The following is a 21,905-nucleotide window of genomic DNA, read 5'->3' as shown; positions in this document are numbered from 1 at the left end:
GCAAACGAAAATGCCACGCATTCGCGTGGCATTTTTCATTCCGGCGGCGCGGCGCGCCGCACGAACCGCACGCCGCAACGGCCGGACGTCAGCCGCCCTGCTTCACCAGCAGCGCGGCGGCCTGCGCCTCGATCCCCTCGCCGCGGCCGAGATAGCCGAGCTTCTCGTTGGTCTTCGCCTTCACGTTCACGCGCTCGAGCGGCAACCCGAGATCCGCCGCGATGTTCGCGCGCATCCCGTCGATATGCGGCGCGAGCTTCGGCGCCTGCGCGATCACGGTGCTGTCGACGTTCTGGATCGTGAAACCGGCCGCCTTCACGCGCTCCGCGCACGCGCGCAGCAGCACGCGGCTGTCCGCACCCTTGAACGCCGCGTCCGTGTCGGAGAAATGGCGGCCGATGTCGCCGAGCGCCGCCGCGCCGAACAGCGCGTCGGTGATCGCATGCAGCAGCACGTCCGCGTCCGAGTGGCCGAGCAGGCCGCGCTCGTACGGAATCGTCACGCCGCCGATGATGAGAGGGCGCCCTTCGACGAGCTGGTGCACGTCGTAGCCTTGTCCGATTCTGAAATCCATGCGTGTTCCGATTGAGATGGGGTGAAAGTCAGGAAGCGTTCGCGGGACGCGCGAGGATCGCCTCCGCGAGCGCGAAATCTTCCGGGTACGTGACCTTGAAGTTGCGCAGGCTGCCCTGCACGACGCGCGGCGTATGGCCGGCCCATTCGATCGCGCTCGCTTCGTCGGTCAGGTCGTGCCCTTCGCGCTGCGCGCGCAGGATCGCCTCGCGCAACATGCCGATGCGGAACATCTGCGGCGTCTGCGCCTGCCACAGCGCGTCGCGCGATTCCGTGCGCGCGATCGCGTCGCCGCCGGCCGGCACGCGCTTGAGCGTGTCGGCCACCGGCAGCGCGACGATGCCGCCGACCGGGTCGTCCTTCAGCGTCGCGACGAGCGTGCGGATCAACTCCGGCGTGATGCCCGGGCGCGCGGCGTCGTGCACCAGCACCCAGTCGTGGTCGGTCGCGCCGAATTCGGCCAGCTCCAGCAACCCGTTCAGCACCGACGCCTGCCGCGAGCCGCCGCCGCAGCGGCGCACCGCGAAACGCAGGCCAGCGAAACGGCGGGCGTCGAAATGGGAATCGTCGGGCGCGAGCACGACGAGCGTCTGCGCGAATTCGCTGCACGCGTCGAACGCGGCGAGCGTGTAGTGCAGCAGCGCGCGGCCGGCCAGCGTGCGGTATTGCTTCGGCACGGCCGAACCGGAACGGCTGCCCGTGCCGGCGCAGGGAATCAGGGCGAAAAGTCGGGGAGTCACGAAGGGAAACGCCGGAAAGGTGAAATCGAGAAGCGGATTTTATAATAGGTCTTTCGTCTCGACCGGCGCACCGCGCTGCGCCCGTGCACGCCACCCCTGTCGTCCCTATGCCAGATAACGCTTCCACCCCGTCCGCTTCACCCGTTGCCCGCGTCAAGCCCGGCCAGCGTTTCGCCTTCGACGGCGCGCACGGCTCCGCCGACGCGCTCGCCATCGCCCGTTATCTCGCCGACAACCGCCAGGACGTGCCGCTCCTCGCGGTGATCTGCGCGAACGCGGTCGATGCACAGCGGCTGTCGCAGGAAATCCGCTACTTTTCGCCCGATGCGCGCGTGCGCCTGCTGCCCGACTGGGAAACGCTGCCGTACGACACCTTCTCGCCGCACCAGGACCTGGTGTCCGAGCGGCTCGCGACGCTGCACGACCTCGGCGAGGGCCGCTGCGACATCCTGCTCGTGCCCGCGACCACCGCGCTGTACCGGATGCCGCCCGCGTCGTTCATGGCCGCGTACACGTTCGCGTTCGCGCAGGGCGAGCGGCTCGACGAGGCGAAGCTGAAGGCGCAACTCACGCTGGCCGGCTACGAGCACGTGAGCCAGGTCGTGCGGCCCGGCGAATACTGCGTGCGCGGCTCGCTGATCGACCTGTACCCGATGGGTTCGCCGCTGCCGTACCGGATCGACCTGTTCGACGACCAGGTCGATTCGATCCGCGCGTTCGATCCCGATACGCAGCGCAGCCTCTACCCGGTGCGCGACGTGCGGCTGCTGCCCGGCCGCGAGTTTCCGTTCGACGAAGCCGCGCGCACGGCGTTTCGCAGCCGCTGGCGCGAAACCTTCGAAGGCGACCCGAGCCGCGCGCCGATCTACAAGGACATCGGCAACGGCGTGCCGTCGGCCGGCATCGAGTATTACCTGCCGCTGTTCTTCGACGAGACGGCCACGCTGTTCCACTACCTGCCGCAGGACGCGCACCTCGTGTTCACCGGCGACCTCGAGGCGTCGATCCGCCGCTTCACGGCCGACACGAAGCAGCGTCACGCGTTCCTCGCGCACGATCGCGAGCGGCCGATCCTCGAGCCGCAGCGCCTGTTCCTGTCCGACGAGGATTTCTTCGCGTTCGCGAAGCCGTTCGCGCGCGTCGTGCTGCCCGCGCAGCCGGCCGGCGGCTGGGCGACCGCCCTGCCCGAGCTCACCGTCGACCGCCATGCGGACGATCCGCTCGCGTCGCTGCGCACGTTCGTCGAATCGTCGGGCAAGCGTGTGCTGCTGACGGTCGAATCGGCCGGCCGCCGCGAGACGATCCTGCAACTGCTGGCCGAACACCACCTGCGCCCCGCGTCGAACGACGACTTCGCGAGCTGGCTTGCAAGCGACGAACGCTTCGCGCTCGGCGTCGCGCCACTCGCGAACGGCTTCGCGGTGCCGGGCGAAGGCTATGCGGTCGTCACTGAGACCGAGCTGTACGGCGCGCTCGGCCGCCGCGCGGGCCGTCGTCGGCAGGAGCAGGCAAGCAACGTCGACGCGATGGTGCGCGACCTGTCCGAGCTGAAGGTCGGCGACCCGGTCGTCCACGCGCAGCACGGCATCGGCCGCTACATGGGCCTCGTGTCGATGGATCTCGGCGAAGGCGAAACCGAATTCCTGCATCTCGAATACTCGGGCGACAGCAAGCTCTACGTGCCGGTCGCGCAACTGCACGTGATCTCGCGCTACAGCGGCGCCGATCCCGACAGCGCGCCGCTGCACGCGCTCGGCTCCGGCCAGTGGGAGCGCGCGAAGCGCAAGGCCGCCCAGCAGATCCGCGATACGGCCGCCGAACTGCTGAACCTGTACGCGCGCCGCGCGGCCCGCGAAGGCCACGCGTTCTCGCTCGACCCGCGCGACTACGTGAAATTCGCGGAAAGCTTCGGCTTCGAGGAAACGCCCGACCAGGCCGCGGCGATCGCGGCCGTGATCGGCGACATGACGAGCGGCAAGCCGATGGACCGCCTCGTGTGCGGCGACGTCGGCTTCGGCAAGACCGAGGTCGCGCTGCGCGCGGCGTTCATCGCGGTGCTGGGCGGCAAGCAGGTCGCGCTGCTGTCGCCGACCACGCTGCTCGCCGAGCAGCACACGCAGACCTTCGCCGACCGCTTCGCGGACTGGCCGGTGCGCATCGTCGAGCTGTCGCGCTTCAAGACCGCGAAGGAAGTGAATGCGGCGATCGCGCAGATCAACGAAGGCAGCGTCGACATCGTGATCGGCACGCACAAGCTGCTGTCGTCGGACGTGCAGTTCAAGCGTCTCGGCCTCGTGATCATCGACGAGGAACACCGCTTCGGCGTGCGCCAGAAGGAAGCGCTGAAGGCGCTGCGCGCGGAAGTCGACGTGCTGACGCTCACCGCGACGCCGATCCCGCGTACGCTCGGGATGGCGCTCGAAGGGCTGCGCGATTTCTCGGTGATCGCGACCGCACCGCAGAAGCGGCTCGCGATCAAGACCTTCGTGCGCCGCGAGGAGGAAAGCGTGATCCGCGAGGCGATGCTGCGCGAGCTCAAGCGCGGCGGCCAGGTGTACTTCCTGCACAACGAAGTCGAGACGATCGAGAACCGCAAGGCGATGCTCGAGGCGCTCGTGCCCGAGGCGCGCATCGTGATCGCGCACGGCCAGATGCACGAGCGCGAGCTCGAACGCGTGATGCGCGATTTCGTCGCGCAGCGCGCGAACGTGCTGCTGTGCACGACCATCATCGAGACCGGCATCGACGTGCCGAGCGCGAACACGATCATCATGCACCGCGCGGACAAGTTCGGCCTCGCGCAGCTTCACCAGTTGCGCGGCCGCGTCGGCCGCTCGCACCACCAGGCCTACGCGTACCTGCTGGTCCACGATCCGCAGTCGCTGACCAAGCAGGCGCAGCGCCGCCTGGAAGCGATCCAGCAGATGGAGGAACTCGGCTCGGGCTTCTATCTCGCGATGCACGACCTCGAGATCCGCGGCACCGGCGAAGTGCTCGGCGACAAGCAGTCGGGCGAAATCCACGAGATCGGCTTCCAGCTCTATACGGACATGCTGAACGACGCGGTGAAGGCGCTGAAGAACGGCAAGGAGCCCGACCTCACCGCCCCGCTCGCCGCGACGACCGAAATCAACCTGCATGCGCCCGCGATCCTGCCGGCCGACTACTGCGCGGACGTGCAGGAGCGGCTGTCGCTGTACAAGCGGCTCGCGAACTGCGAGCACGGCGACGCGATCGACGGCATCCAGGAGGAACTGATCGACCGCTTCGGCAAGCTGCCGCCGCAGGCGCACGCGCTCGTCGAGACGCACCGGCTGCGGATCGCCGCGAAGCCGCTCGGCATCGTGAAGATCGATGCGAGCGAGGTCGCGATCGGGCTGCAGTTCGAGCCGAATCCGCCGATCGACCCGATGCGGATCATCGAGATGGTGCAGAAGCATCGCCACATCAAGCTCGCGGGCCAGGACAAGCTGCGCATCGAGACGCGCTCGCCCGATCTCGCGATCCGCGTGTCGACGATCAAGGAAACGCTGCGCGCGCTCGGCCCGAAACAGGGGGCGGCCGTCGCGGCCCGCTGATGCAATCCTGACGGGCGCGACGTTGCTGCACCGCATCGCGCCCGACGAAGGCGGGCGGGCGCGTTTTTGAGTATGATTTCCCATTCATCAGACGGAGTTTTGCCATGTCCACTCTCGACGCGCCGGCGCCGTCCGCCGCAACCGAAGGCGACGCATCGCTCGTCAGCCTGCCCTGGGTCAAGCAACTCGTGTCGATGGACACGACGAGCCGCGTGCCGAACCTCGGCCTGATCGAAACGGTGCGCGACGCGCTCGCCGCGAAGGGCATCGTGTCGACGATCACGCACGATCCGCGCGACGGCTGGGCGAACCTGTTCGCCACCGTGCCCGCGCACGACGGCTCGACGAACGGCGGCATCGTGCTGTCGGGCCACACCGACGTCGTGCCGGTCGACGGCCAGCAGTGGGACAGCAACCCGTTCGCGCCGGAAATCCGCGACGGCCGCCTGTACGGCCGCGGCACCTGCGACATGAAGGGCTTCATCGGCGCGGCGCTCGCGCTGCTGCCCGAGATGCAGGCGACGAAGCTCGCGAAGCCGATCCATTTCGCGCTGTCCTACGACGAGGAAATCGGCTGCGCGGGCGCGCCGTTGATGATCGCCGATCTCGTGAAGCGCGGCGTGCAACCGTCGGGCTGCATCGTCGGCGAACCGACCAGCATGCGGCCGATTATCGCGCACAAGGGCATCAACGCGTACCGCTGCTGCGTGCGCGGCCACGCGGCGCATTCGTCGCTGACGCCGAAGGGGCTCAACGCGATCGAGTATGCGGCGCGCCTCATCTGCCACATCCGCGACATCGCCGAGCGTTTTCGCGCCGAAGGCCCGTTCGACGAACTGTACGACGTGCCGTTCACCACCGCGCAGACGAGCACGATCCAGGGCGGCAACGCGATCAACACGGTGCCGGCCGAGTGCCGCTTCGACTTCGAATTCCGCAACCTGCCGACCCTCGATCCCGAGCAGATCTTCACGCGCATCGAAGCGTATGCGCAGGAAACGCTGCTGCCGCAGATGCTGCGCGAGCATCCGAACGCCGCGATCGAATTCTCGAAGATCGCCGCGGCGCCCGGCCTCGATGCGACCGAGCAAGCCGCGATCACGCAGCTCGTGCGCGCGCTGACGGCCGACCAGGACAAGCGCAAGGTCGCGTACGGCACCGAGGCCGGCCTGTTCGCCCGCGCGGGCATTCCGAGCGTCGTGTGCGGGCCCGGCAACATCGAGCAGGCGCACAAACCGAACGAATATGTCGAGCTCGCGCAGCTCGCCGGCTGCGAGCAGTTCCTGCGCAAGTTCATCCGCAGCATGTCGGTCGACGCGCACTGACTGCCTCCCGCCACGCCGGCCCGCGTGTGCGGGTCGGCCCACTCCGCCACCCGCCACGTCATGTCGACTGAACAACAGGGCACTGCCCATACGACGATCGACGGCGAGCCGATTCCGACGCTCGACGAAATCGCCGCGCAGCATTTCGCGTTGTCGCCGTGGGTCGCGCGCACGCCCGTGTTCGAGCGCGCCGACCTGCCCTCCCTCGAAGGCACGCACGTCAATTTCAAGTTCGAGCTGCTGCAGGCGAGCGGCAGCTTCAAGGCGCGCGGCGCGTTCACGCACCTGCTCGCGCTCGACGAAGCCCGCAAGAACGCCGGCGTCACCTGCGTGTCGGCCGGCAATCATGCGGCGGCCGTCGCGTATGCGGCGATGCGGCTCGGCAGCAGCGCGAAGGTCGTGATGTTCCATACCGCGAGCCCGACGCGCATCGCGCAGTGCAAGCAGTACCGCGCGGAAGTCGTGCTGGCGGGCAGCGCGTCGCAGGCATTCGACCTCGTGCGGCGCATCGAGGCCGAGGAAGGCCGCTTCTTCATTCATCCGTTCAACGGCTATCACACGATCCTCGGCACCGCGACGCTCGGCTACGAATGGGCGACGCAGACGCCCGACCTCGACGCGGTGATCGTGCCGATCGGCGGCGGCGGGCTCGCGGCCGGCATGGCGACCGCGCTGCGGCTCGCGAATCCGCGCGTGCACGTGTACGGCGTCGAGCCGGACGGCGCCGACGCGATGAGCCGCAGCTTCGCGGCCAATCACACGATCAAGATGAGCGCGATGCAGACGATCGCCGATTCGCTGATGGCGCCGCATACCGAGGAATACAGCTACCAGCTGTGCCGGCGCCACCTCGACCGCATCGTCACCGTCTCCGACGATGCGCTGCGCGCCGCGATGCTGTTCCTGTTCTCGCACCTGAAACTGTCGGTCGAGCCGGCCTGCGCGGCCGCGCTCGCCGCGCTGCTCGGCCCGCTGCGCGAAACGCTGCAGGGCAAGCGCGTCGGCGTGCTGCTGTCGGGCACGAATACCGACCCCGCCACACTCGGCATGCATCTCGCGCACGCGCAACTGCAGCACTGACCGCGACTCGGCGCGTGCGGGCCAACCTAGGGTTATCCCCAGATTATGTTGACAGCCCTGTTGATAACCCGCCGGACCCGCACGCAAGTGGTTGAGCGCGCAGCGTTTTGCGCGCGCGAAGGTCGATCGTCACGAAATGGGCAGATGCGGCGGCTGGCCGCATGCACGGCGGTGCTCGCGCTGCTCGCCGGTTGCGCGGCGCCAGCCTCGTCCACCGCCGGCGCGCAATCCGCGTCCTGCACGCAACCGGGTGAAAGCCGCATGCTGCAGGCCGACCTGCTGTTCGGGCGCGACGTCGCCGGGCGCGGCCCCGTCACCGATGCCGAACGCGCGGCCTTCCTCGCCGACACGGTCACGCCGCGCTTCCCCGACGGCATCACCTACTGGGACACGCACGGCCAATGGCACGACCGCTCGACCGACAGGATCACGCACGAAGACAGCTTCGTGATCCGCATCATCGCCGACGATACGCCCGACACGCGCGCACGGCTCGCCGCGATCCGGCAGGCATACGTCCAGCGATTCCATCAGCAATCGGTCGGCATCGCCACCGTGCCGGCCTGCGCGTCGTTCTGATTCACCGCGCTCCACTGCCGGCCGCGCACGACAAAACGGGCGCCCGAAGGCGCCCGTCGGCATGTCTGAAGCACGGCGTACCGCTTACCTGTTCTCGAACATGTCCATGATCTGCTGCTTCTCCTGCGGCGTGACGGGCGGCGGCGCCAGCCCGGCCGCGCCGGCCGAACCCAGTGCGTCGTTCGCGCTGATCGCGTTCTCCGCCGGGTTGATGTCGACGTTCGCGACGAAGCCGTTGCCCGGCGTGCGATCGGCGTAGTACAGCTCTCCGTCGATCGTGGTCAGGCCGTCCGGCATCGGCATCTGCTGCTCGGGCACGCCGTTCAGCGCGGTGCGCATGTAGTTCACCCAGATCGGCAACGCGAGCTGCGCACCGAATTCGCGGCTACCGAGGCTCTTTGGCTGGTCGAAGCCCATCCACGCGACCGCGACGAGCGACTGCTGGTAGCCGGCGAACCAGCCGTCCTTCGCATCGTTCGTGGTACCCGTCTTGCCCTGCAGGTCGTTGCGGCCCAGCGCGTTGGTGCCCGCGCCCGTGCCGGCCGTCGCGACCGAATGCAGCAGGCTGTTCATCACGTACGCGTTGCGGCCTTCGATCGTGCGCGGCGCCGTGCCGCCCGCGACCACCGGCTGCGACTTCTGCAGCGGCTGGCCGCGTGCGTCGTCGACTTCGGCGATCAGGTACGGGTCGACCTTGTACCCGCCGTTCGCGAACACCGCGTAGCCGGTCGCGAGCTGCAGCGGCGTCACGAGGCCCGCGCCGAGCGCCATCGGCAGGTACGGCGGCGTCTTCGCCGGATCGAAGCCGAAGCGCTGTGTCACGTACTGCTGCGCATACTGCGTGCCGATCGACGCGAGGATCCGGATCGACACGAGGTTCTTCGAACGCTGCAGGCCGGTGCGCATCGTCATCGGGCCGTCCGGCTGGTCGTCGTCCTTCGGCTCCCATGCGGTGCCACCCGGCACGCTCGGCGGGAAGTACAGCGGCGCGTCGTTGATCATCGTCGCCGGCCCGAGCCCCTTGTCGAGCGACGCCGAATAGATGAACGGCTTGAACGACGAGCCCGGCTGCCGCCACGCCTGCGTCACGTGGTTGAACTTGCTCTTGTTGAAGTCGAAGCCGCCGACGAGCGAGCGGATCGCACCGTCCTGCGGCGCAATCGCGACGAGCGCGCCTTCGACCTGCGGCAGCTGCACGACCTGCCAGCCCGTCTTGCCGTCCTTCAGCACGCGCACGACCGAGCCCGGCTTGATGCGCAGCGTGTTGTTCGCACGGGCGCCCAGCGCGGCCGCGACGAAACGCAGCCCGGCCGGGCCGATCGTCGTGGTCGCCCCGCCGACGAACTGCACCTCGACCGCGTTCGGCGACGCCGACAGCACGACCGCCGACTGCAGGTCGCCGTTGTCCGGGTGATCGGCGAGCGCATCATCGATCGCCTCGTCGCGTTCGTCGCCGGCCGCGGGCAGGTTGATCGATGCCTCGGGGCCGCGATAGCCGTGGCGGCGCTCGTAGTCGAGAATGCCGCGACGCACGGCCTGATACGCGGCTTCCTGGTCGGCCGAATTGATCGTCGTCGTGACGGTCAGCCCGCGCGTATAGGTTTCGTCCTTGTATTGCTCGTACATCATCTGCCGCACCATCTCGGCGACATACTCGCCGTGCACCGCGTACTGGTTGCCCGGCGTACGCACGTGGATCTCTTCCTTGATCGCTTCGTCGTACTGCGGCTGCGTGATGTAGCCGATGTCGAGCATGCGCTTCAGGATGTATTCCTGCCGCACCTTCGCGCGCTTCGGATTGACGACCGGGTTGTACGCGGACGGCGCCTTCGGCAGCCCCGCGAGCATCGCCGCTTCCGCGAGCGTGATGTCCTTCAGGTCCTTGCCGAAGTACACGCGCGCCGCGGCCGCGAAACCGTACGATCGCTGGCCGAGATAGATCTGGTTCATGTACAGCTCGAGGATCTGGTCCTTCGTCAGGGCCTTCTCGATCTTGTACGCGAGCAGCATTTCGTAGATCTTGCGCGTGTAGGTCTTCTCGCTCGACAGGAAGAAGTTGCGCGCGACCTGCATCGTGATCGTGCTCGCGCCCTGGCGCGCGCCGCCGTGCATCAGGTCGGCCACGCCCGCGCGCAGGATGCCGACGAAATCGACGCCGCCGTGCTCGTAGAAGCGGTAGTCCTCGATCGCGAGCACGGCCTTCTTCATCACGTCGGGAATATCCTGGAAGCGCACGAGGCTGCGGCGCTCCTCGCCGAACTCGCCGATCAGCACGTGGTCGGCGGTGAACACGCGCAGCGGCACCTTCGGCTGGTAGTTCGTCAGCGCGTCGAGCGACGGCAGTTGCGGCGCCATCACGACCAGCGCGTAGCCGACGATCAGCGCGCCGACCACCGCCAGGGTCGCGAACAAGCCGACGAACCACAGCGCGACGCGCGAGCCGAACGTACGGCGGCGCCCTCCGCCACCGCCGCTGCGCTGCTGCGCGCGGCGGCCGTCGTCGCGATCGTCGTCATCGGGGTAATAGGCTCCGGACGGCGAACGGCGCAGCGTGTAGTGGGGCTCGTTCCTGTCGGAAGAAGAAGGCGGTCGTTTGATAATTGGCATGTCGGAATGGCGGGCGTACGTGGCGCCCTCGGACGCATGCGGAAATGCAAGCGGATGAATCAGAGTGGGTGCATCGAGATGCGGCTGTCACGTCGACAGACCCCGCCGCGCGGCGATCCGTTCCCGCGACGTGACAGCGCATTTTAATGAAATCGCCCGGGGGCCTTCGCGATTTTTTGTAAAAATTCCCGCAATGCCGTGATTTGCGGAACGTATTGTCGGCATCCTCGGCCTATGATGGACACGCGATACGGCGCGCGCGGGCATTTTTCTTTCAGTCGCGAAAGGTTTGGCGTCCTGATGCGTGCGCCGCTTGAACTCGCGCGTTTAAGCCGTATTTAAGTGAACCGGTGGTGTAATATCCGCCGGCTCACGCGGGCCGGAACCGGCTCGCGACGGGCATTGCCGCGGTCACGCGGCGCCTTTCAACCACGGAGGATTTCATGTCGCTTTTCGACTCTATTTCGCGCACGATCAAAGGCCTGCTGAACGATGCGGCCGATTCGGTACAGGATCCGTCGCGCGACGCACGGCAGATCGTGCGGGAGCTCGACGACAGCATCGGCCGTGCCGAGAATTCGCTGATCGAGATCGAGGCACAGGTCGCGACCCAGCGCAGCAAGCGCGATGCGGCCGACGACAAGGTCAGGAAGTACGAGGACGGCGCGAAGCGCGCGCTGCAGGGCGGCGACGAAGCGCTTGCGCGCGAGGCGCTCGCGGCGCAGTCGAACGCGGAAGCCGAGCGCGATGCGCTCGCGGCCGAACTGACGACGCTCGAGCCGTCGGTCGACAAGCTGAAGGGGCAGATCGCCGACATGCGCCAGCGCCGCAACGACCTGAATGCGCGCTCGAACATCCTGCAGGCCAAGCAGGAAATCGCGCAGGCGAAGGACGTGGCCGCCAGCGCGCTGGGCGGCATCGGCGGCAAGAACCTGTCCGAGGACTTCCAGAAGCTCGAGGACAAGGTCGCGTTGCAGAACGCGCGCTCGGACGCGCGCCTCAACTCGGCCGACACGTCGAGCGGCAAGGCGCTCGACGACAAGCTCGCCGCGCTGAACAAGGGCCCGTCGGTGGAAGATCGCCTCGCCGCGCTGAAGAAGCAGCTCGATACGCCCGCGCAGTAACCGCCATCGCGGGCCACCGCGCCGCGCCCCGGCCCGGGCGCGCGGCGCGAACCGATCGTCAGGAGACGGGCGCGTGCGCCCGGTTCGACCATGAAGAAATCTCTCGCCGCACTCGGCCTCTCGCTGATGTTGCTGTCGTCCGCCGCGTTTGCGGTCCCGTCGCTGCAGCAGGTCGAGCAGTCGATCGCGCAGCGTGACTGGCAACGCGCCGACACGCAGCTGTCGCAAGTCATCGACGCCCATCCGAACAACGCGCACGCGCGCTACCTGTATGCGCAGGTGCTGGACCGCGAAGGCCGCGCGTCCGATGCGCTCGTGCAACTGCAGCGCGCGAAATCGCTCGATCCGCAACTGCGCTTCACCGACGCGTCGCGTTTCGCGCAAACGGAGTCGCGCATTCGCGCCGACGCCGCGCGCGTGAGCGGCAACACGCCGTCGGCCACGCAGGCCGGCACGCTGCAGCCGGGGCTCGCCCCCGCCGTCGCGCCGGCCGAAAAACACGGCCCGTCGACCGGCATGTGGATCGGCCTCGGGCTGATCGTCGCCGTGATCGCGCTGGTGCTGCGCTGGACGCTGCGGCGCGCGCGCACGGCCGACAACGGCCGCGCCGACGACGAACGCCGCACGCAGCTCAAGCGCGCGACCGACGTGCTGAACGACATCCGGCCGCTCAAGCTCGATGCGAAGCTGTCGACGGCGCCGGGCGCCGCGGCGCTGACCGGCGAACTCGAAGCGATCGAGAACGACGCGCGTACGCTCGTCGAAACGCTGTCGAACGGCAAGAATCCGGTGCCGCCGTATCGCGTCGACGAACTCGAACAGCGTCACGCCAGCGTGAAGGCGCGCGTCGAGGGCCGCCCCGACCCGGCCGCGCAGCCCGCGGCGCCGACGAACGGCAGCGGCTCCGTGTACGCGCAGGAAGCCGATCGCGTGACGGGCGCCCAGGGCCAGCCCTATCAGCAGCAGCCCTACCCGCCGCAACAACCCTATCCGCAACAGCAGCCGCCCGTCGTGATCCAGCAAGGCGGCGGTTTCGGCGGCGGGATGGGCGGACTGCTGACCGGCGTGCTGCTCGGCCAGGCGATGTCCGGCGGCCGCGATCGCGTGGTCGAACACGACGTGATCGTCGACGGCGAGCGCCGCCGGCAGGAAGCCGACCCGGGCTTCGACCTCGGCCGCGGCGACGATTCGAACTGGAGCGACGGCAACGGCGGTGGCGGGATGGACCTCGGCAGCAACGACGACGGCTGGACCGACGACAACACCTGAGCCCCTGCCCACCGGGCGTCGACGTGCATGTCGACGCCCTGACACGCACGCCACGCCCCGTTGCATGACCGGCCGCGCCGACGCGCGGATTTGTCAATCATTTCAAGATGGACTACCGGCAATGGGGCACGTTCGCTATCATGCGGCCATCGGCGTGCCACCGACCCTGATTCGACGCAAAGCAATCCTGCGCGTCGCGGCACGCCTCCTCTCGCCCCCAACCAGGAGAAAGCCGCTCATGAGCATCATCAAGGAATTCAAGGAGTTCGCCGTCAAGGGCAACGTGATGGATCTCGCCGTCGGCGTGATCATCGGCGGCGCGTTCTCGAAAATCGTCGACTCGGTCGTGAAAGACCTCATCATGCCGGTCATCGGTGTGCTGACCGGCGGTCTGGATTTCTCGAACAAGTTCGTTCTGCTCGGCACCATCCCCCCGACGTTCAAGGGTAATCCCGACTCGTTCAAGGACCTGCAGGCCGCAGGCGTCGCCGCATTCGGCTACGGCTCGTTCATCACCGTGGCGATCAATTTCGTTATCCTCGCGTTCATCATTTTCCTGATGGTGAAATTCATCAACAAGCTGCGCAAGCCGGAAGAAGCCGCGCCGGCCGCGACGCCGGAAGACACCGTGCTGCTGCGCGAGATCCGCGATTCGCTCAAGCAGCGCTGATCGCCACGCGCTCCGCCCGCCAGGCCCGCCTCGTGCGGGCCTTTTTATTGCGTACACGATGCACCGCCGCATGCGGCCCATCTCATTTTTTTGTGACGAGCGAATGCACGCGCGGGAAAAGCAGGTCTATGATGGAGACTAAACGACAGTACGGGCGCCAAGACGCTGGCTGTGTCGATCATGGCGAGCAGGTCGACGGGAGACATTGATCGTCGTACCGCACGAATGCAGCATTTTCGTGTGCTATAAAGGATCGACATGCGGCGTACATAGCCGGGAGTGGGTCGCATGAAAGTGCCGCATTTCTTGCAATTGTTTTTGAGGCGAGTGTTTATGTCCTTCCCGAAAAAACGTCGGCGTGCGCCGCAGGATGGCCAGGAGTCGTTCCTCGCGGTCCTGCGTCACTCGAAACCGTTTGCCCAGCTCGACACCAAGATTGCCCGCGCCCGCGCGCAGGACGAACCCGTCCTCTATGCGCATGTGCTGCCCGGCCTCGACGTGCTCCTGTGCAGCGTGCGCGGCGCACAGCCGCCTTATCCGGCCATCGCCGAATTGCGCAAGCGCTGCATCGAATCGATCGCCAACGCGCTCGAGCAGCCGCTCGACGGCCTCGAGAACGGCGGATATTGGTACGAAGCAAACGGCTTCGGCTTCCTCGTCTTCGCGAGCCGCGCCCGTGCGCGCATCCTGCCCGAGTTTGGTGCAGGCACGAAAGCGAGCCTGCGCGGCGGCCTCGGCCGCCAGAACGCGGGCGACACGACACCCCGCTCGCTCGGCTGATCCGCCAGTCATTCGATGGGCCGCCTTTGGGCGGCCCATCTGCCATTCACACGCTCCGCTTGCCCGTCACGACACCTGTTGACGGCCGTTGTTCGGCCGCACGATGTCGATGAACGCGGCGAAATCGGCGCCGGCGAGCCCCTGTGCCGCGCCGAGCCTCAGCACCTGCTGCACGGTGGCCGACACGGGCATCACCGCGCCCGTGTCGCGCGCGGCGTCGGCGATGGCATCGACATCCTTCTGGAACGTCGCGAGCGCGCCGATCGGCGGATGCCCGCCCGACGTCATGCGCGGCACGAACGTCTGCAGCAGCACCGAATCGGCCCAGCCACCGGCCAGTGCCTCGGCCAGACGCGCGGCGTCGATGCCGCTCGCCTGCGCGAGGCCGACCGCCTCGGCGATCGCGGTGACCGTCGCGGTCACGATCGCCTGATTGCACAGCTTCGCCGTCTGGCCCGCGCCGGCGTCGCCCATGTGCGTGATGCGCGACGCGTACGTATCGATCAGCGGGCGCACCGCGTCGAGATCGGCCGCGCGGCCGCCGGCCATCACCGCGAGCGTGCCGGCCTGCGCGCCCGGCACGCCGCCGGACACCGGCGCATCGACCCAGCCGACCCCGAGCGCGGCCGCGCGCGCCGCGTAGTCGCGCGTGGCGGCAGGCGGAATGCTCGAATGATCGACGATGCGCTGCAGGCGACGCGCATTCGCGCCACCGGAAAGCAGCCCGTGCTCGCCGAACACCACGTCGCCGACCGCACGACCGTCGAGCACGCACACGAATACCGTATCGACGCGCTCGGCCAGCTCGCGCGGCGTGCCGACTACCTGCGCGCCGTCCTTCACGAGCGCCTCGGCCTTCTCGCGCGAGCGATTCCACACGCTGACGCGATGCCCGGCCGCCAGCAAATGCCGAATCATCGGCGCGCCCATCAATCCCGGTCCGCAAAATCCGACTTCCACGATGTTCCTCGTCTCCGATATGGGTTGCACTTGCCGCCCATCATACCTATCACTCAAGAAGCCGGGCACGCACGGCGCCGTTGCGGGCGCGCGCCTTGCACCGGCCCATCATGCGAACGTCCCAGGGAGGCATCATGAGCGACCACGTGTACAAGATGATCGAACTGACCGGCTCGTCGCGGCAATCGAGCGACGACGCGATTCGCAACGCGATCTCGAAAGCCGGCAAGACGCTGCACAACCTGCACTGGTTCCAGGTGACCGAAACGCGCGGTCACATCGAAGGCGACCAGGTCGTGCACTGGCAGGTCACGCTGAAGGTCGGCATGCGCATCGACGACTGACGCGCGCACCGCCGCACCCGCCGCGCCGCGATCCGGATCCGCGCAAGGCGGAGCCGTGCGGCGCCGCGCGCCCCGCATTGCATCCCGTTCGGGCCCCTTGTCGCGGCCCGGCCGCCGCGTGCCTGCGGGTATCCATCTCTTGACGCTGATTTTCGTTCATATTAAAAACGATATACCCCACCTGCCCCTCGATCAGCCCAGCCATATAAACCGGAGATAACATGAGTCAGCAACGCGAGGCGATCGACACGTACCTCTTGCGCGTCTTGCATACCTTGTTGATGGAGCGCAGCGTCACGCGCGCGGCCGTCAAACTGAACCAGTCGCAACCGGCGATCAGCGCCGCGCTGCGGCGCCTGCGCGACATCACCGGCGACCCGCTGCTGGTGCGCGGCAAATCCGGCATGGTGCCGACCGAATACGGGCTGCGCCTGCTCGAGCCCGTGCAGAACGCGCTGCGTGAAATCGAGCGCATCAAGTTCCAGCAGCACAACTTCGATCCGGCCACGTCGATCCGCTGCTACCGGATCGGCTGCCCCGACTACCTGAACGTGCTGTTCGTCCCGACCGTCGTCGAACGCTTCCGCCAGGCCGCGCCGAATGCGACGCTCGAGTTCCATTCGCTCGGCCCCGCGTTCGACTACGAGCTCGCGCTGGAAGACGGCAAGCTCGACATCGTCGTCGGCAACTGGCCCGAGCCGCCCGAGCAACTGCACCTGTCGAACCTGTTCGTCGACGAAATCGTCTGCCTGATGAGCAATACGCACCCGTTCGCGAAGCGCGGCGGGCTCACGCTCGACCAGTACCTGAACGCACCGCACCTCGCGCCGACGCCGTACTCGGTCGGCCAGCGCGGCGCGATCGACGTGCATCTCGCGCGCGAGCGGCTCAAGCGCCACGTGGTCGTCACGCTGCCGTACTTCAACCTCGCGCCGTACGTGCTCGTGAAGTCGGACCTGATCTTCACGACCACGCGGCTGTTCGCCGATCACTACGCGAAGTTCCTTCCGCTGTCCGTCGTGCCGGCGCCGCTCGACTTCCCGCCGATGCAGTACTACCAGCTGTGGCACGAACGCTGCCATTACTCCGACGAAGTGCGCTGGCTGCGCAGCCTCGTCGCCGAAGCCACCCGCACGCTGATCGAGCCGTAACGGCCTGCACGCGCCCGCGCTTTCACGGCGCGGGGCGACGATGGCCGGGGGCGGCGCGCCCGGCCTGGCCGCCGCCGCGCGGCTTCAGCGCGGCTTCAGCGCGATGCCTCGACGAGTGCGTGCGCGAGTGCATTGTGACGCTCGACCACGGGCGGCAGATCGAGCGTCGCCAGCCGCCCTTCCCGCACCACCACCTTCCCGTTCACCACCGTGTACGCCGTCTGCGACGGCGCGCAGAACACGAGCGCCGCGACCGGATCGTGCAACGCGCCCGCGAACAGCGGCTGCCGCAGGTCGAACGCGGCGAAATCCGCGGCCATGCCGGGTTTCAGCGCGCCGATGTCGTCGCGGTTCAGCACCTTCGCGCCGCCGAGCGTCGCGATCTCGAGCGCTTCGCGCGCGGTCATCGCATCGGGCCCGAAGCCGACCCGCTGCAGCAGCAGCGCCTGGCGCACTTCCGCCACCATCTGCGCACCGTCGTTCGACGCGGAACCGTCGACGCCAAGCCCGACCGGCACGCCCGCGAGCCGCATCTTCTTCACGGGCGCGATGCCGGACGCGAGCCGCATGTTCGAACACGGACAGTGCGCGACGCCCGTGCCGGTACGCGCGAACAGGCCGATGCCCGCATCGTCGAGCTGCACGCAGTGCGCATGCCACACGTCGTGGCCGACCCAGCCGAGATCTTCTGCATATTCGGCAGGCGTCATCCCGAACTTCTCGCGGCTGTACGCGATGTCGTTGACGTTCTCCGCGAGGTGCGTGTGCAGCGACACGCCGTATTCGCGCGCCAGCACGGCCGCGTCGCGCATCAGCTCGCGGCTCACCGAGAACGGCGAGCACGGCGCGACCACCACGCGCAGCATCGCGTAGCGGCCTTCGTCGTGATAGGTCTCGATCAGGCGCTGCGCGTCGCGCAGGATGTCGGGTTCGCGCTCGACGACCGAATCGGGCGGCAGCCCGCCGTCGCGCTGGCCGACGCTCATCGCGCCGCGGCTCGCGTGAAAGCGCATGCCGATCCGCTGCGCGGCGCCGATGCTGTCGTCGAGCCGGCTGCCGTTCGGGTAGATGTACAGATGGTCGCTCGACGTCGTGCAGCCCGACTGCAGCAGCTCGGCCATCGCGGTGAGCGTCGACACCTCGATCATCTCGGGCGTCAGGTGCGCCCAGATCCGGTACAGGTTCGTGAGCCAGCCGAACAGCTCGGCGTTCTGCGCGGCCGGCACCGCGCGCGTGAGGCTCTGGTACATGTGGTGGTGCGTGTTCACGAGCCCCGGGATCACGAGGTGGCCGCGCAGGTCGAGCACTTCGTCGGCCGTGTCCGGCAGCTCGGCGCTCGGGCCGACCGCGACGATCCGGTTGTCTTCGATGTAGAGCCCTGCGTCGCGCAGCTCGCGACGCGTGTCGTCCATGGTCACGAGCACGTCGGCGTGCTTGACCAGCAGGGTCGTCGGGCGGGATGAGGAGGGGTTCGGCGCGCGTGCGCCAGCGTGCTGCTCGAGATTCATGCGTTCTCCGCGTCGGTCTGCCTCCAGGGGCTGTCCTGGAGGCGGTCACACAGCCGTTCGAACGCTGAATCGCGGCACGCCCCGGTGCCTGCGTCCGTTCGAACGCCCTGGCCCGGTTACCCGGCGTGCTCGCCGTCTTCGGGGTACGCGCGGGCCACGGGCCGACGCGCACGGCGGGAGGATCGCCCAAGCGCGCGCCGCGCACAATGCGCGATCCGGAATACCGCCCTTCAGGGATTCGGTATGGTACGCCGCCCGCCGCCCTGCCGGGCGCCCGCAACCGCCGCTCGAAGCCCTATCCGGCGGGCCGTCGACAGCCGCTCATGCGCGGCGCATTATCTTTGATATCGCGCCCGTATTTGCGTGGGGAACCTTTTTACAATGCCTGCACGGCGCTCGCTTCACTCTCGCCGACGGGTATGTAGCCACGTGACGTGGAGCCTCGATCCGCCGCACAGTCATGGATCGAGCCGCCGCCGAACCTCGCATTCACACAAGGAACAACGAATGGGAAAGCTCACTACCCACGTACTCGATACGGCGCACGGCCGTCCCGGCGCCGCCATCAAGGTGGACCTCTACGCGCTGGACGGCGAATCGCGCCGCGCGATCAAGACCGTGCTGACCAATAGCGACGGCCGCTGCGACGAACCCCTGCTCGAAGGCGCGGCGCTCGCCGCCGGCGAATACGAACTCGTATTCCATGCCGGCGACTACTTCGCGGCGCTCGGCGTGAAGGTGCCCGAACCCCGCTTCGTCGACCGCGTCGTGCTCCGCTTCGGCATCGCCGACACCGCATCGCACTACCACGTGCCGCTGCTCGTGTCGCCGTGGTCGTACAGCACCTATCGCGGCAGCTGACATACGCATCAGCGCCCGCATCAAGACAAAATCTGAGTCTGGAGGAGTTTCATGGAAGGCTTCATCACCGACTGGCTGAACCTCGCGCTGCGATGGCTGCACGTCATCGTCGCGATTGCGTGGATCGGCGAGTCGTTCTATTTCGTCGCGCTCGACAACAGCCTGAAACCGCCGACCGACCCGAACCAGCGCAAGCGCGGCGTGTTCGGCGAGCTGTGGCACGTCCACGGCGGCGGCTTCTACAACATGCAGAAGTACACGGTCGCCCCGCCGGAAATGCCGGATGACCTGCACTGGTCGAAGTGGCCGTCGTACACGACGTGGCTGTCGGGCTTCACGCTGTTCTTCGTGCTGTACCTGCTCGCCCCGAACACGTACCTGATCGACAAGAACGTGCTCGACATGGGCCCGGTCGTCGCCGTCGCGTCCGCGCTCGGCTTCCTCGCCGCCGGCTGGATCGTCTACGACTCGCTGTGCCGCATCCTCGGCACCAACGACCGCGTGCTGGGCATCTGCGTCGGCCTGTACGTCGTCGTCGCGGCGTACCTCGCGTGCCACATCTTCTCGGGCCGTGCCGCCTACCTGATCGTCGGCGCGATGCTCGCGACGATCATGTCGGCGAACGTGTTCTTCGTGATCATCCCCGGCCAGCGCAAGATGGTCGACAAGATGCTCAAGGGCGAAGAGCCGAACCCGATCTACGGCAAGCGCGGCAAGCAGCGTTCGGTGCACAACACGTACTTCACGCTGCCGGTCGTGTTCGCGATGCTGTCGAACCACTATGCGATGACGTACACGAACAAGTTCAACTGGGTCGTGCTCGTGCTGATCATGCTGGCCGGCGCGCTGATTCGCCAGTTCTTCGTGATGCGTCACCGCGGCAAGCAGCTGTGGTACTTGCCGATCGGCGGCGTCGCGCTGCTGTCGGGCGCGCTGGTGTGGACGATGCCGAAGCCGGTCGCCCCGGAAGCGCAAGCGGCCAACGCACCGAAGATCGTGATCAACGACATCATGCCGATCCTGCAGCAGCGCTGCGTCGAGTGCCACTCGGCCAAGCCGACGCTGATGGGCAGCGCGCCCGCGGGCGTGATGTTCGATACGCCGGACGAAGTGTCGAAGAACGCGCAGCGCATCTACGACCAGGCCGTGCGCCTGAAGGCGATGCCGATCGGCAACGTCACGCACATGACCGACGACGAGCGGACCAAGCTCGCCGCCTGGTTCGAGGGCGGCGCGGTCAAGTAAGCCGCCCGGCGCCGGCACGGTCATGCGCCGGCGCCATCCTCTCCGTTCGCGGGCCCGGTCACGGGCCCGTTTTTTTGCCCGCTCAGAATGCCTTGCGCGCGTCAGCCGCGCATCGCGTCGCGCTGCAGTGCGACGAGTGCATCGCGGGCGCGCGGGCCGTCGTCGAACGGCACGAAGATGTGATCGTGGTACGCGGCGGCCATCACGTTGCAACTGATGCCGGCCGCACCGAGCGCGCGTGCGAACGCGGCCGTGAGGCCGACGGCCGCGAGGTCGGAATGCACGGTGAGCGTGATCCAGGCGGCGCGGAACAGCACCGGCCAGCCGCGCCGGGCGGCCGTCTGCTCGTCGACCACGACCGTCAGCCCTTCCGCTTCGCGGAACGTCGCGATCACGTCGGATACCGATACGTCGGCGTCGTGCGGCAGCGCGATGAACGCGAACGCGCCCGGATGCAGTTCGGGCCGCATCGTGCGCAGCAGGACCGCGAGGTCGTTTTCAGGCTGGCTCATCGGAAGATCGCGCCCGGAAGCGGGCGTCGTGCAGTGGCGCTGCGGGCACGATAGCACGCGCTACACGCGCACCGTCGCGACTTCGTCCGCGAGCCAGCCGCGCAACGCGACGATGCGCGGATCATCCTGCAGGTGCGCCGGATATACGACGTGATACGCGAGCGCCGGCGCCACGTCGACGCTCACGTCGAACAGCCGCACGAGGCGCCCGTCCGCGAGATCGCGCACGATCATGTGCGGCTCGGCCAGCCCGACCGCCGCGCCGTCCGCCACGGCCTGCACGACGTGGCTGGAATCCGGAAACGCGACGCACCGGCTGTCGTCGAAACCTGCGACCCCGGCTGCCGTCATCCATGCCGACCAGCGCGGCCAGCGCACGCCGTCGACTTCGCAGTCGGCGTGGCACAGCGTGTAGCGCAGCAGGTCGCGCGGCACGCGCGGCGGCTGCCCGGCCGACAGCAGCGCCGGGCTGCAGACCGCGACGACCGACGTGCCGAACAGGCGCTGCGCACCTGCATCGCGGTAACGCCCGGTGCCGAAGCGGATCGCGACGTCCACATCGTCGTCGGCGAAATCGCGCAGGCGATCGGTGATGTCGAACGTGAGTTCGAGCGCGGGATGGGCGGCCCTGAAACGCGGCAGGCGCGGCAGCAGCCAGTGCGTCGCGAAGCGTGCGCCGACCGACACGCGCAGTTCGGTCTGCTCGCGCGCGAGGCGGCGCGCCCGTGCGGTCGCACGTTGCAGGCCCGCCAGCGCGTCGGCGGCCGCGCCGGCCAGCACGACGCCGGCGGGCGTCAGCCGGATGCTGCGGCTCGTACGGACGAACAGGTCCATGCCGAGTTGCGCTTCGATTTCCTTGATCTGGTGACTGACGGCGGCCGGCGTCAACCCGACCTCGTCGGCCGCCCGCGAGAAATTCAGGTGCCGCGCCGCTGCATCGAACGTCCTCAGCGCGCGCGTACCGGGCCACATGCGTTCCATCGATCTTCAAAAGGAATT

General features: G+C 68.0%; 19 protein-coding genes. 12 read left to right on the top strand and 7 right to left on the bottom strand.

Going from position 1 to position 21,905, the window contains the following annotated elements; translation table 11 throughout:
- Positions 1-88 precede the first annotated feature (88 nt).
- Positions 89-574 carry a 2-C-methyl-D-erythritol 2,4-cyclodiphosphate synthase gene (ispF, locus tag H0X91_RS05250; protein WP_006488015.1) on the bottom strand — a complete coding sequence of 162 codons (486 nt, stop codon included), beginning with the start codon at positions 572-574 and terminating at the stop codon, positions 89-91.
- A 28-nt stretch (positions 575-602) separates the two neighbouring features.
- On the bottom strand, positions 603-1,313 hold the full coding sequence (ispD, locus tag H0X91_RS05245; protein ID WP_034201609.1) for a 2-C-methyl-D-erythritol 4-phosphate cytidylyltransferase: 711 nt from the start codon (positions 1,311-1,313) through the stop codon (positions 603-605).
- A gap of 107 nt (positions 1,314-1,420) precedes the next feature.
- Between ispD and mfd the strand changes: the two genes are divergently transcribed.
- The 4 genes from mfd (at position 1,421) to H0X91_RS05225 (ending at position 7,875) form a co-directional block, all read left to right on the top strand.
- A complete protein-coding gene (gene mfd / locus H0X91_RS05240) occupies positions 1,421-4,891 on the top strand; it encodes a transcription-repair coupling factor (protein ID WP_034201608.1) in 3,471 nt (1,156 codons plus the stop codon).
- A 104-nt stretch (positions 4,892-4,995) separates the two neighbouring features.
- Positions 4,996-6,216, top strand: coding sequence for an acetylornithine deacetylase (gene argE, locus H0X91_RS05235; protein WP_006495598.1), 1,221 nt, complete (start codon positions 4,996-4,998; stop codon positions 6,214-6,216).
- 60 nt (positions 6,217-6,276) lie between these two features.
- Positions 6,277-7,296, top strand: coding sequence for a threonine/serine dehydratase (locus tag H0X91_RS05230; RefSeq protein WP_196432864.1), 1,020 nt, complete (start codon positions 6,277-6,279; stop codon positions 7,294-7,296).
- Positions 7,297-7,440: 144 nt separating this feature from the next.
- Positions 7,441-7,875: a DUF3574 domain-containing protein gene (locus H0X91_RS05225; protein WP_196432863.1), complete on the top strand. Its 435-nt coding sequence runs from the start codon at positions 7,441-7,443 to the stop codon at positions 7,873-7,875.
- A gap of 84 nt (positions 7,876-7,959) precedes the next feature.
- Here the strand turns inward: H0X91_RS05225 and H0X91_RS05220 are convergent, their stop codons facing one another.
- Positions 7,960-10,482: a penicillin-binding protein 1A gene (locus H0X91_RS05220; RefSeq protein ID WP_112751473.1), complete on the bottom strand. Its 2,523-nt coding sequence runs from the start codon at positions 10,480-10,482 to the stop codon at positions 7,960-7,962.
- Positions 10,483-10,925: 443 nt separating this feature from the next.
- Between H0X91_RS05220 and H0X91_RS05215 the strand changes: the two genes are divergently transcribed.
- The 4 genes from H0X91_RS05215 to H0X91_RS05200 all read left to right on the top strand — a co-directional run bounded on the left by H0X91_RS05215 (position 10,926) and on the right by H0X91_RS05200 (position 14,325).
- Positions 10,926-11,606 (top strand): PspA/IM30 family protein, encoded by a 681-nt coding sequence (locus H0X91_RS05215; protein WP_006487987.1) that lies wholly within the window; start codon positions 10,926-10,928, stop codon positions 11,604-11,606.
- Positions 11,607-11,696: 90 nt separating this feature from the next.
- Positions 11,697-12,875, top strand: coding sequence for a tetratricopeptide repeat protein (locus H0X91_RS05210; protein WP_006495595.1), 1,179 nt, complete (start codon positions 11,697-11,699; stop codon positions 12,873-12,875).
- 238 nt (positions 12,876-13,113) lie between these two features.
- On the top strand, positions 13,114-13,545 hold the full coding sequence (gene mscL / locus H0X91_RS05205) for a large conductance mechanosensitive channel protein MscL (RefSeq protein ID WP_006487991.1): 432 nt from the start codon (positions 13,114-13,116) through the stop codon (positions 13,543-13,545).
- A 333-nt stretch (positions 13,546-13,878) separates the two neighbouring features.
- Positions 13,879-14,325: a hypothetical protein gene (locus tag H0X91_RS05200; protein ID WP_006488003.1), complete on the top strand. Its 447-nt coding sequence runs from the start codon at positions 13,879-13,881 to the stop codon at positions 14,323-14,325.
- Positions 14,326-14,391: 66 nt separating this feature from the next.
- Here H0X91_RS05200 and H0X91_RS05195 read toward each other — a convergent pair whose 3' ends face one another.
- The gene (locus tag H0X91_RS05195; protein ID WP_006495594.1) at positions 14,392-15,285 is read right to left on the bottom strand and encodes an NAD(P)-dependent oxidoreductase; all 894 of its coding nucleotides are present in this window, start codon (positions 15,283-15,285) and stop codon (positions 14,392-14,394) included.
- A gap of 134 nt (positions 15,286-15,419) precedes the next feature.
- Between H0X91_RS05195 and H0X91_RS05190 the strand changes: the two genes are divergently transcribed.
- The gene (locus H0X91_RS05190) at positions 15,420-15,629 is read left to right on the top strand and encodes a dodecin (RefSeq protein WP_006493215.1); all 210 of its coding nucleotides are present in this window, start codon (positions 15,420-15,422) and stop codon (positions 15,627-15,629) included.
- Between the two features lie 221 nt (positions 15,630-15,850).
- A complete protein-coding gene (locus H0X91_RS05185) occupies positions 15,851-16,780 on the top strand; it encodes a LysR substrate-binding domain-containing protein (protein ID WP_006490213.1) in 930 nt (309 codons plus the stop codon).
- A 95-nt stretch (positions 16,781-16,875) separates the two neighbouring features.
- Here H0X91_RS05185 and H0X91_RS05180 read toward each other — a convergent pair whose 3' ends face one another.
- Positions 16,876-18,288 carry an 8-oxoguanine deaminase gene (locus H0X91_RS05180; RefSeq protein ID WP_080331630.1) on the bottom strand — a complete coding sequence of 471 codons (1,413 nt, stop codon included), beginning with the start codon at positions 18,286-18,288 and terminating at the stop codon, positions 16,876-16,878.
- A 507-nt stretch (positions 18,289-18,795) separates the two neighbouring features.
- Here H0X91_RS05180 and uraH point away from each other — a divergent pair.
- Entirely contained in the window at positions 18,796-19,149 is a 354-nt protein-coding gene (gene uraH / locus H0X91_RS05175) for a hydroxyisourate hydrolase (RefSeq protein ID WP_006490200.1), read from the top strand.
- Positions 19,150-19,200: 51 nt separating this feature from the next.
- A complete protein-coding gene (locus H0X91_RS05170) occupies positions 19,201-20,394 on the top strand; it encodes a urate hydroxylase PuuD (protein WP_006490217.1) in 1,194 nt (397 codons plus the stop codon).
- A gap of 101 nt (positions 20,395-20,495) precedes the next feature.
- On the opposite strand, the gene H0X91_RS05165 is transcribed toward H0X91_RS05170, so the two are convergent.
- Together H0X91_RS05165 and H0X91_RS05160 are read right to left on the bottom strand one after the other, a co-directional pair.
- The gene (locus tag H0X91_RS05165) at positions 20,496-20,906 is read right to left on the bottom strand and encodes an ACT domain-containing protein (protein ID WP_006495592.1); all 411 of its coding nucleotides are present in this window, start codon (positions 20,904-20,906) and stop codon (positions 20,496-20,498) included.
- Between the two features lie 60 nt (positions 20,907-20,966).
- Complete coding sequence (locus H0X91_RS05160; protein ID WP_006490229.1) at positions 20,967-21,887, bottom strand: LysR substrate-binding domain-containing protein; 921 nt, start codon at positions 21,885-21,887, stop codon at positions 20,967-20,969.
- Between the last annotated feature and the right edge of the window lie 18 nt (positions 21,888-21,905).

It is taken from the genome of Burkholderia sp. 9777_1386, from assembly GCF_015712265.1.
Classification (GTDB): domain Bacteria; phylum Pseudomonadota; class Gammaproteobacteria; order Burkholderiales; family Burkholderiaceae; genus Burkholderia; species Burkholderia cenocepacia.
Note: the sequence above shows the minus strand (reverse complement) of the source record. Positions and strands in the feature narration are given on the sequence as shown.

What these genes read in the sequence shown, in the direction of transcription:
- ispF (WP_006488015.1), bottom strand. Translation starts at nt 574, where the DNA reads ATGGATTTCAGAATCGGACAAGGCTACGACGTGCACCAGCTCGTCGAA.
- mfd (WP_034201608.1), top strand. Translation starts at nt 1,421, where the DNA reads ATGCCAGATAACGCTTCCACCCCGTCCGCTTCACCCGTTGCCCGCGTC.
- argE (WP_006495598.1), top strand. Translation starts at nt 4,996, where the DNA reads ATGTCCACTCTCGACGCGCCGGCGCCGTCCGCCGCAACCGAAGGCGAC.
- H0X91_RS05230 (WP_196432864.1), top strand. Translation starts at nt 6,277, where the DNA reads ATGTCGACTGAACAACAGGGCACTGCCCATACGACGATCGACGGCGAG.
- H0X91_RS05225 (WP_196432863.1), top strand. Translation starts at nt 7,441, where the DNA reads ATGCGGCGGCTGGCCGCATGCACGGCGGTGCTCGCGCTGCTCGCCGGT.
- H0X91_RS05220 (WP_112751473.1), bottom strand. Translation starts at nt 10,482, where the DNA reads ATGCCAATTATCAAACGACCGCCTTCTTCTTCCGACAGGAACGAGCCC.
- H0X91_RS05215 (WP_006487987.1), top strand. Translation starts at nt 10,926, where the DNA reads ATGTCGCTTTTCGACTCTATTTCGCGCACGATCAAAGGCCTGCTGAAC.
- H0X91_RS05210 (WP_006495595.1), top strand. Translation starts at nt 11,697, where the DNA reads ATGAAGAAATCTCTCGCCGCACTCGGCCTCTCGCTGATGTTGCTGTCG.
- mscL (WP_006487991.1), top strand. Translation starts at nt 13,114, where the DNA reads ATGAGCATCATCAAGGAATTCAAGGAGTTCGCCGTCAAGGGCAACGTG.
- H0X91_RS05200 (WP_006488003.1), top strand. Translation starts at nt 13,879, where the DNA reads ATGTCCTTCCCGAAAAAACGTCGGCGTGCGCCGCAGGATGGCCAGGAG.
- H0X91_RS05190 (WP_006493215.1), top strand. Translation starts at nt 15,420, where the DNA reads ATGAGCGACCACGTGTACAAGATGATCGAACTGACCGGCTCGTCGCGG.
- H0X91_RS05185 (WP_006490213.1), top strand. Translation starts at nt 15,851, where the DNA reads ATGAGTCAGCAACGCGAGGCGATCGACACGTACCTCTTGCGCGTCTTG.
- H0X91_RS05180 (WP_080331630.1), bottom strand. Translation starts at nt 18,288, where the DNA reads ATGAATCTCGAGCAGCACGCTGGCGCACGCGCGCCGAACCCCTCCTCA.
- uraH (WP_006490200.1), top strand. Translation starts at nt 18,796, where the DNA reads ATGGGAAAGCTCACTACCCACGTACTCGATACGGCGCACGGCCGTCCC.
- H0X91_RS05170 (WP_006490217.1), top strand. Translation starts at nt 19,201, where the DNA reads ATGGAAGGCTTCATCACCGACTGGCTGAACCTCGCGCTGCGATGGCTG.
- H0X91_RS05165 (WP_006495592.1), bottom strand. Translation starts at nt 20,906, where the DNA reads ATGAGCCAGCCTGAAAACGACCTCGCGGTCCTGCTGCGCACGATGCGG.
- H0X91_RS05160 (WP_006490229.1), bottom strand. Translation starts at nt 21,887, where the DNA reads ATGGAACGCATGTGGCCCGGTACGCGCGCGCTGAGGACGTTCGATGCA.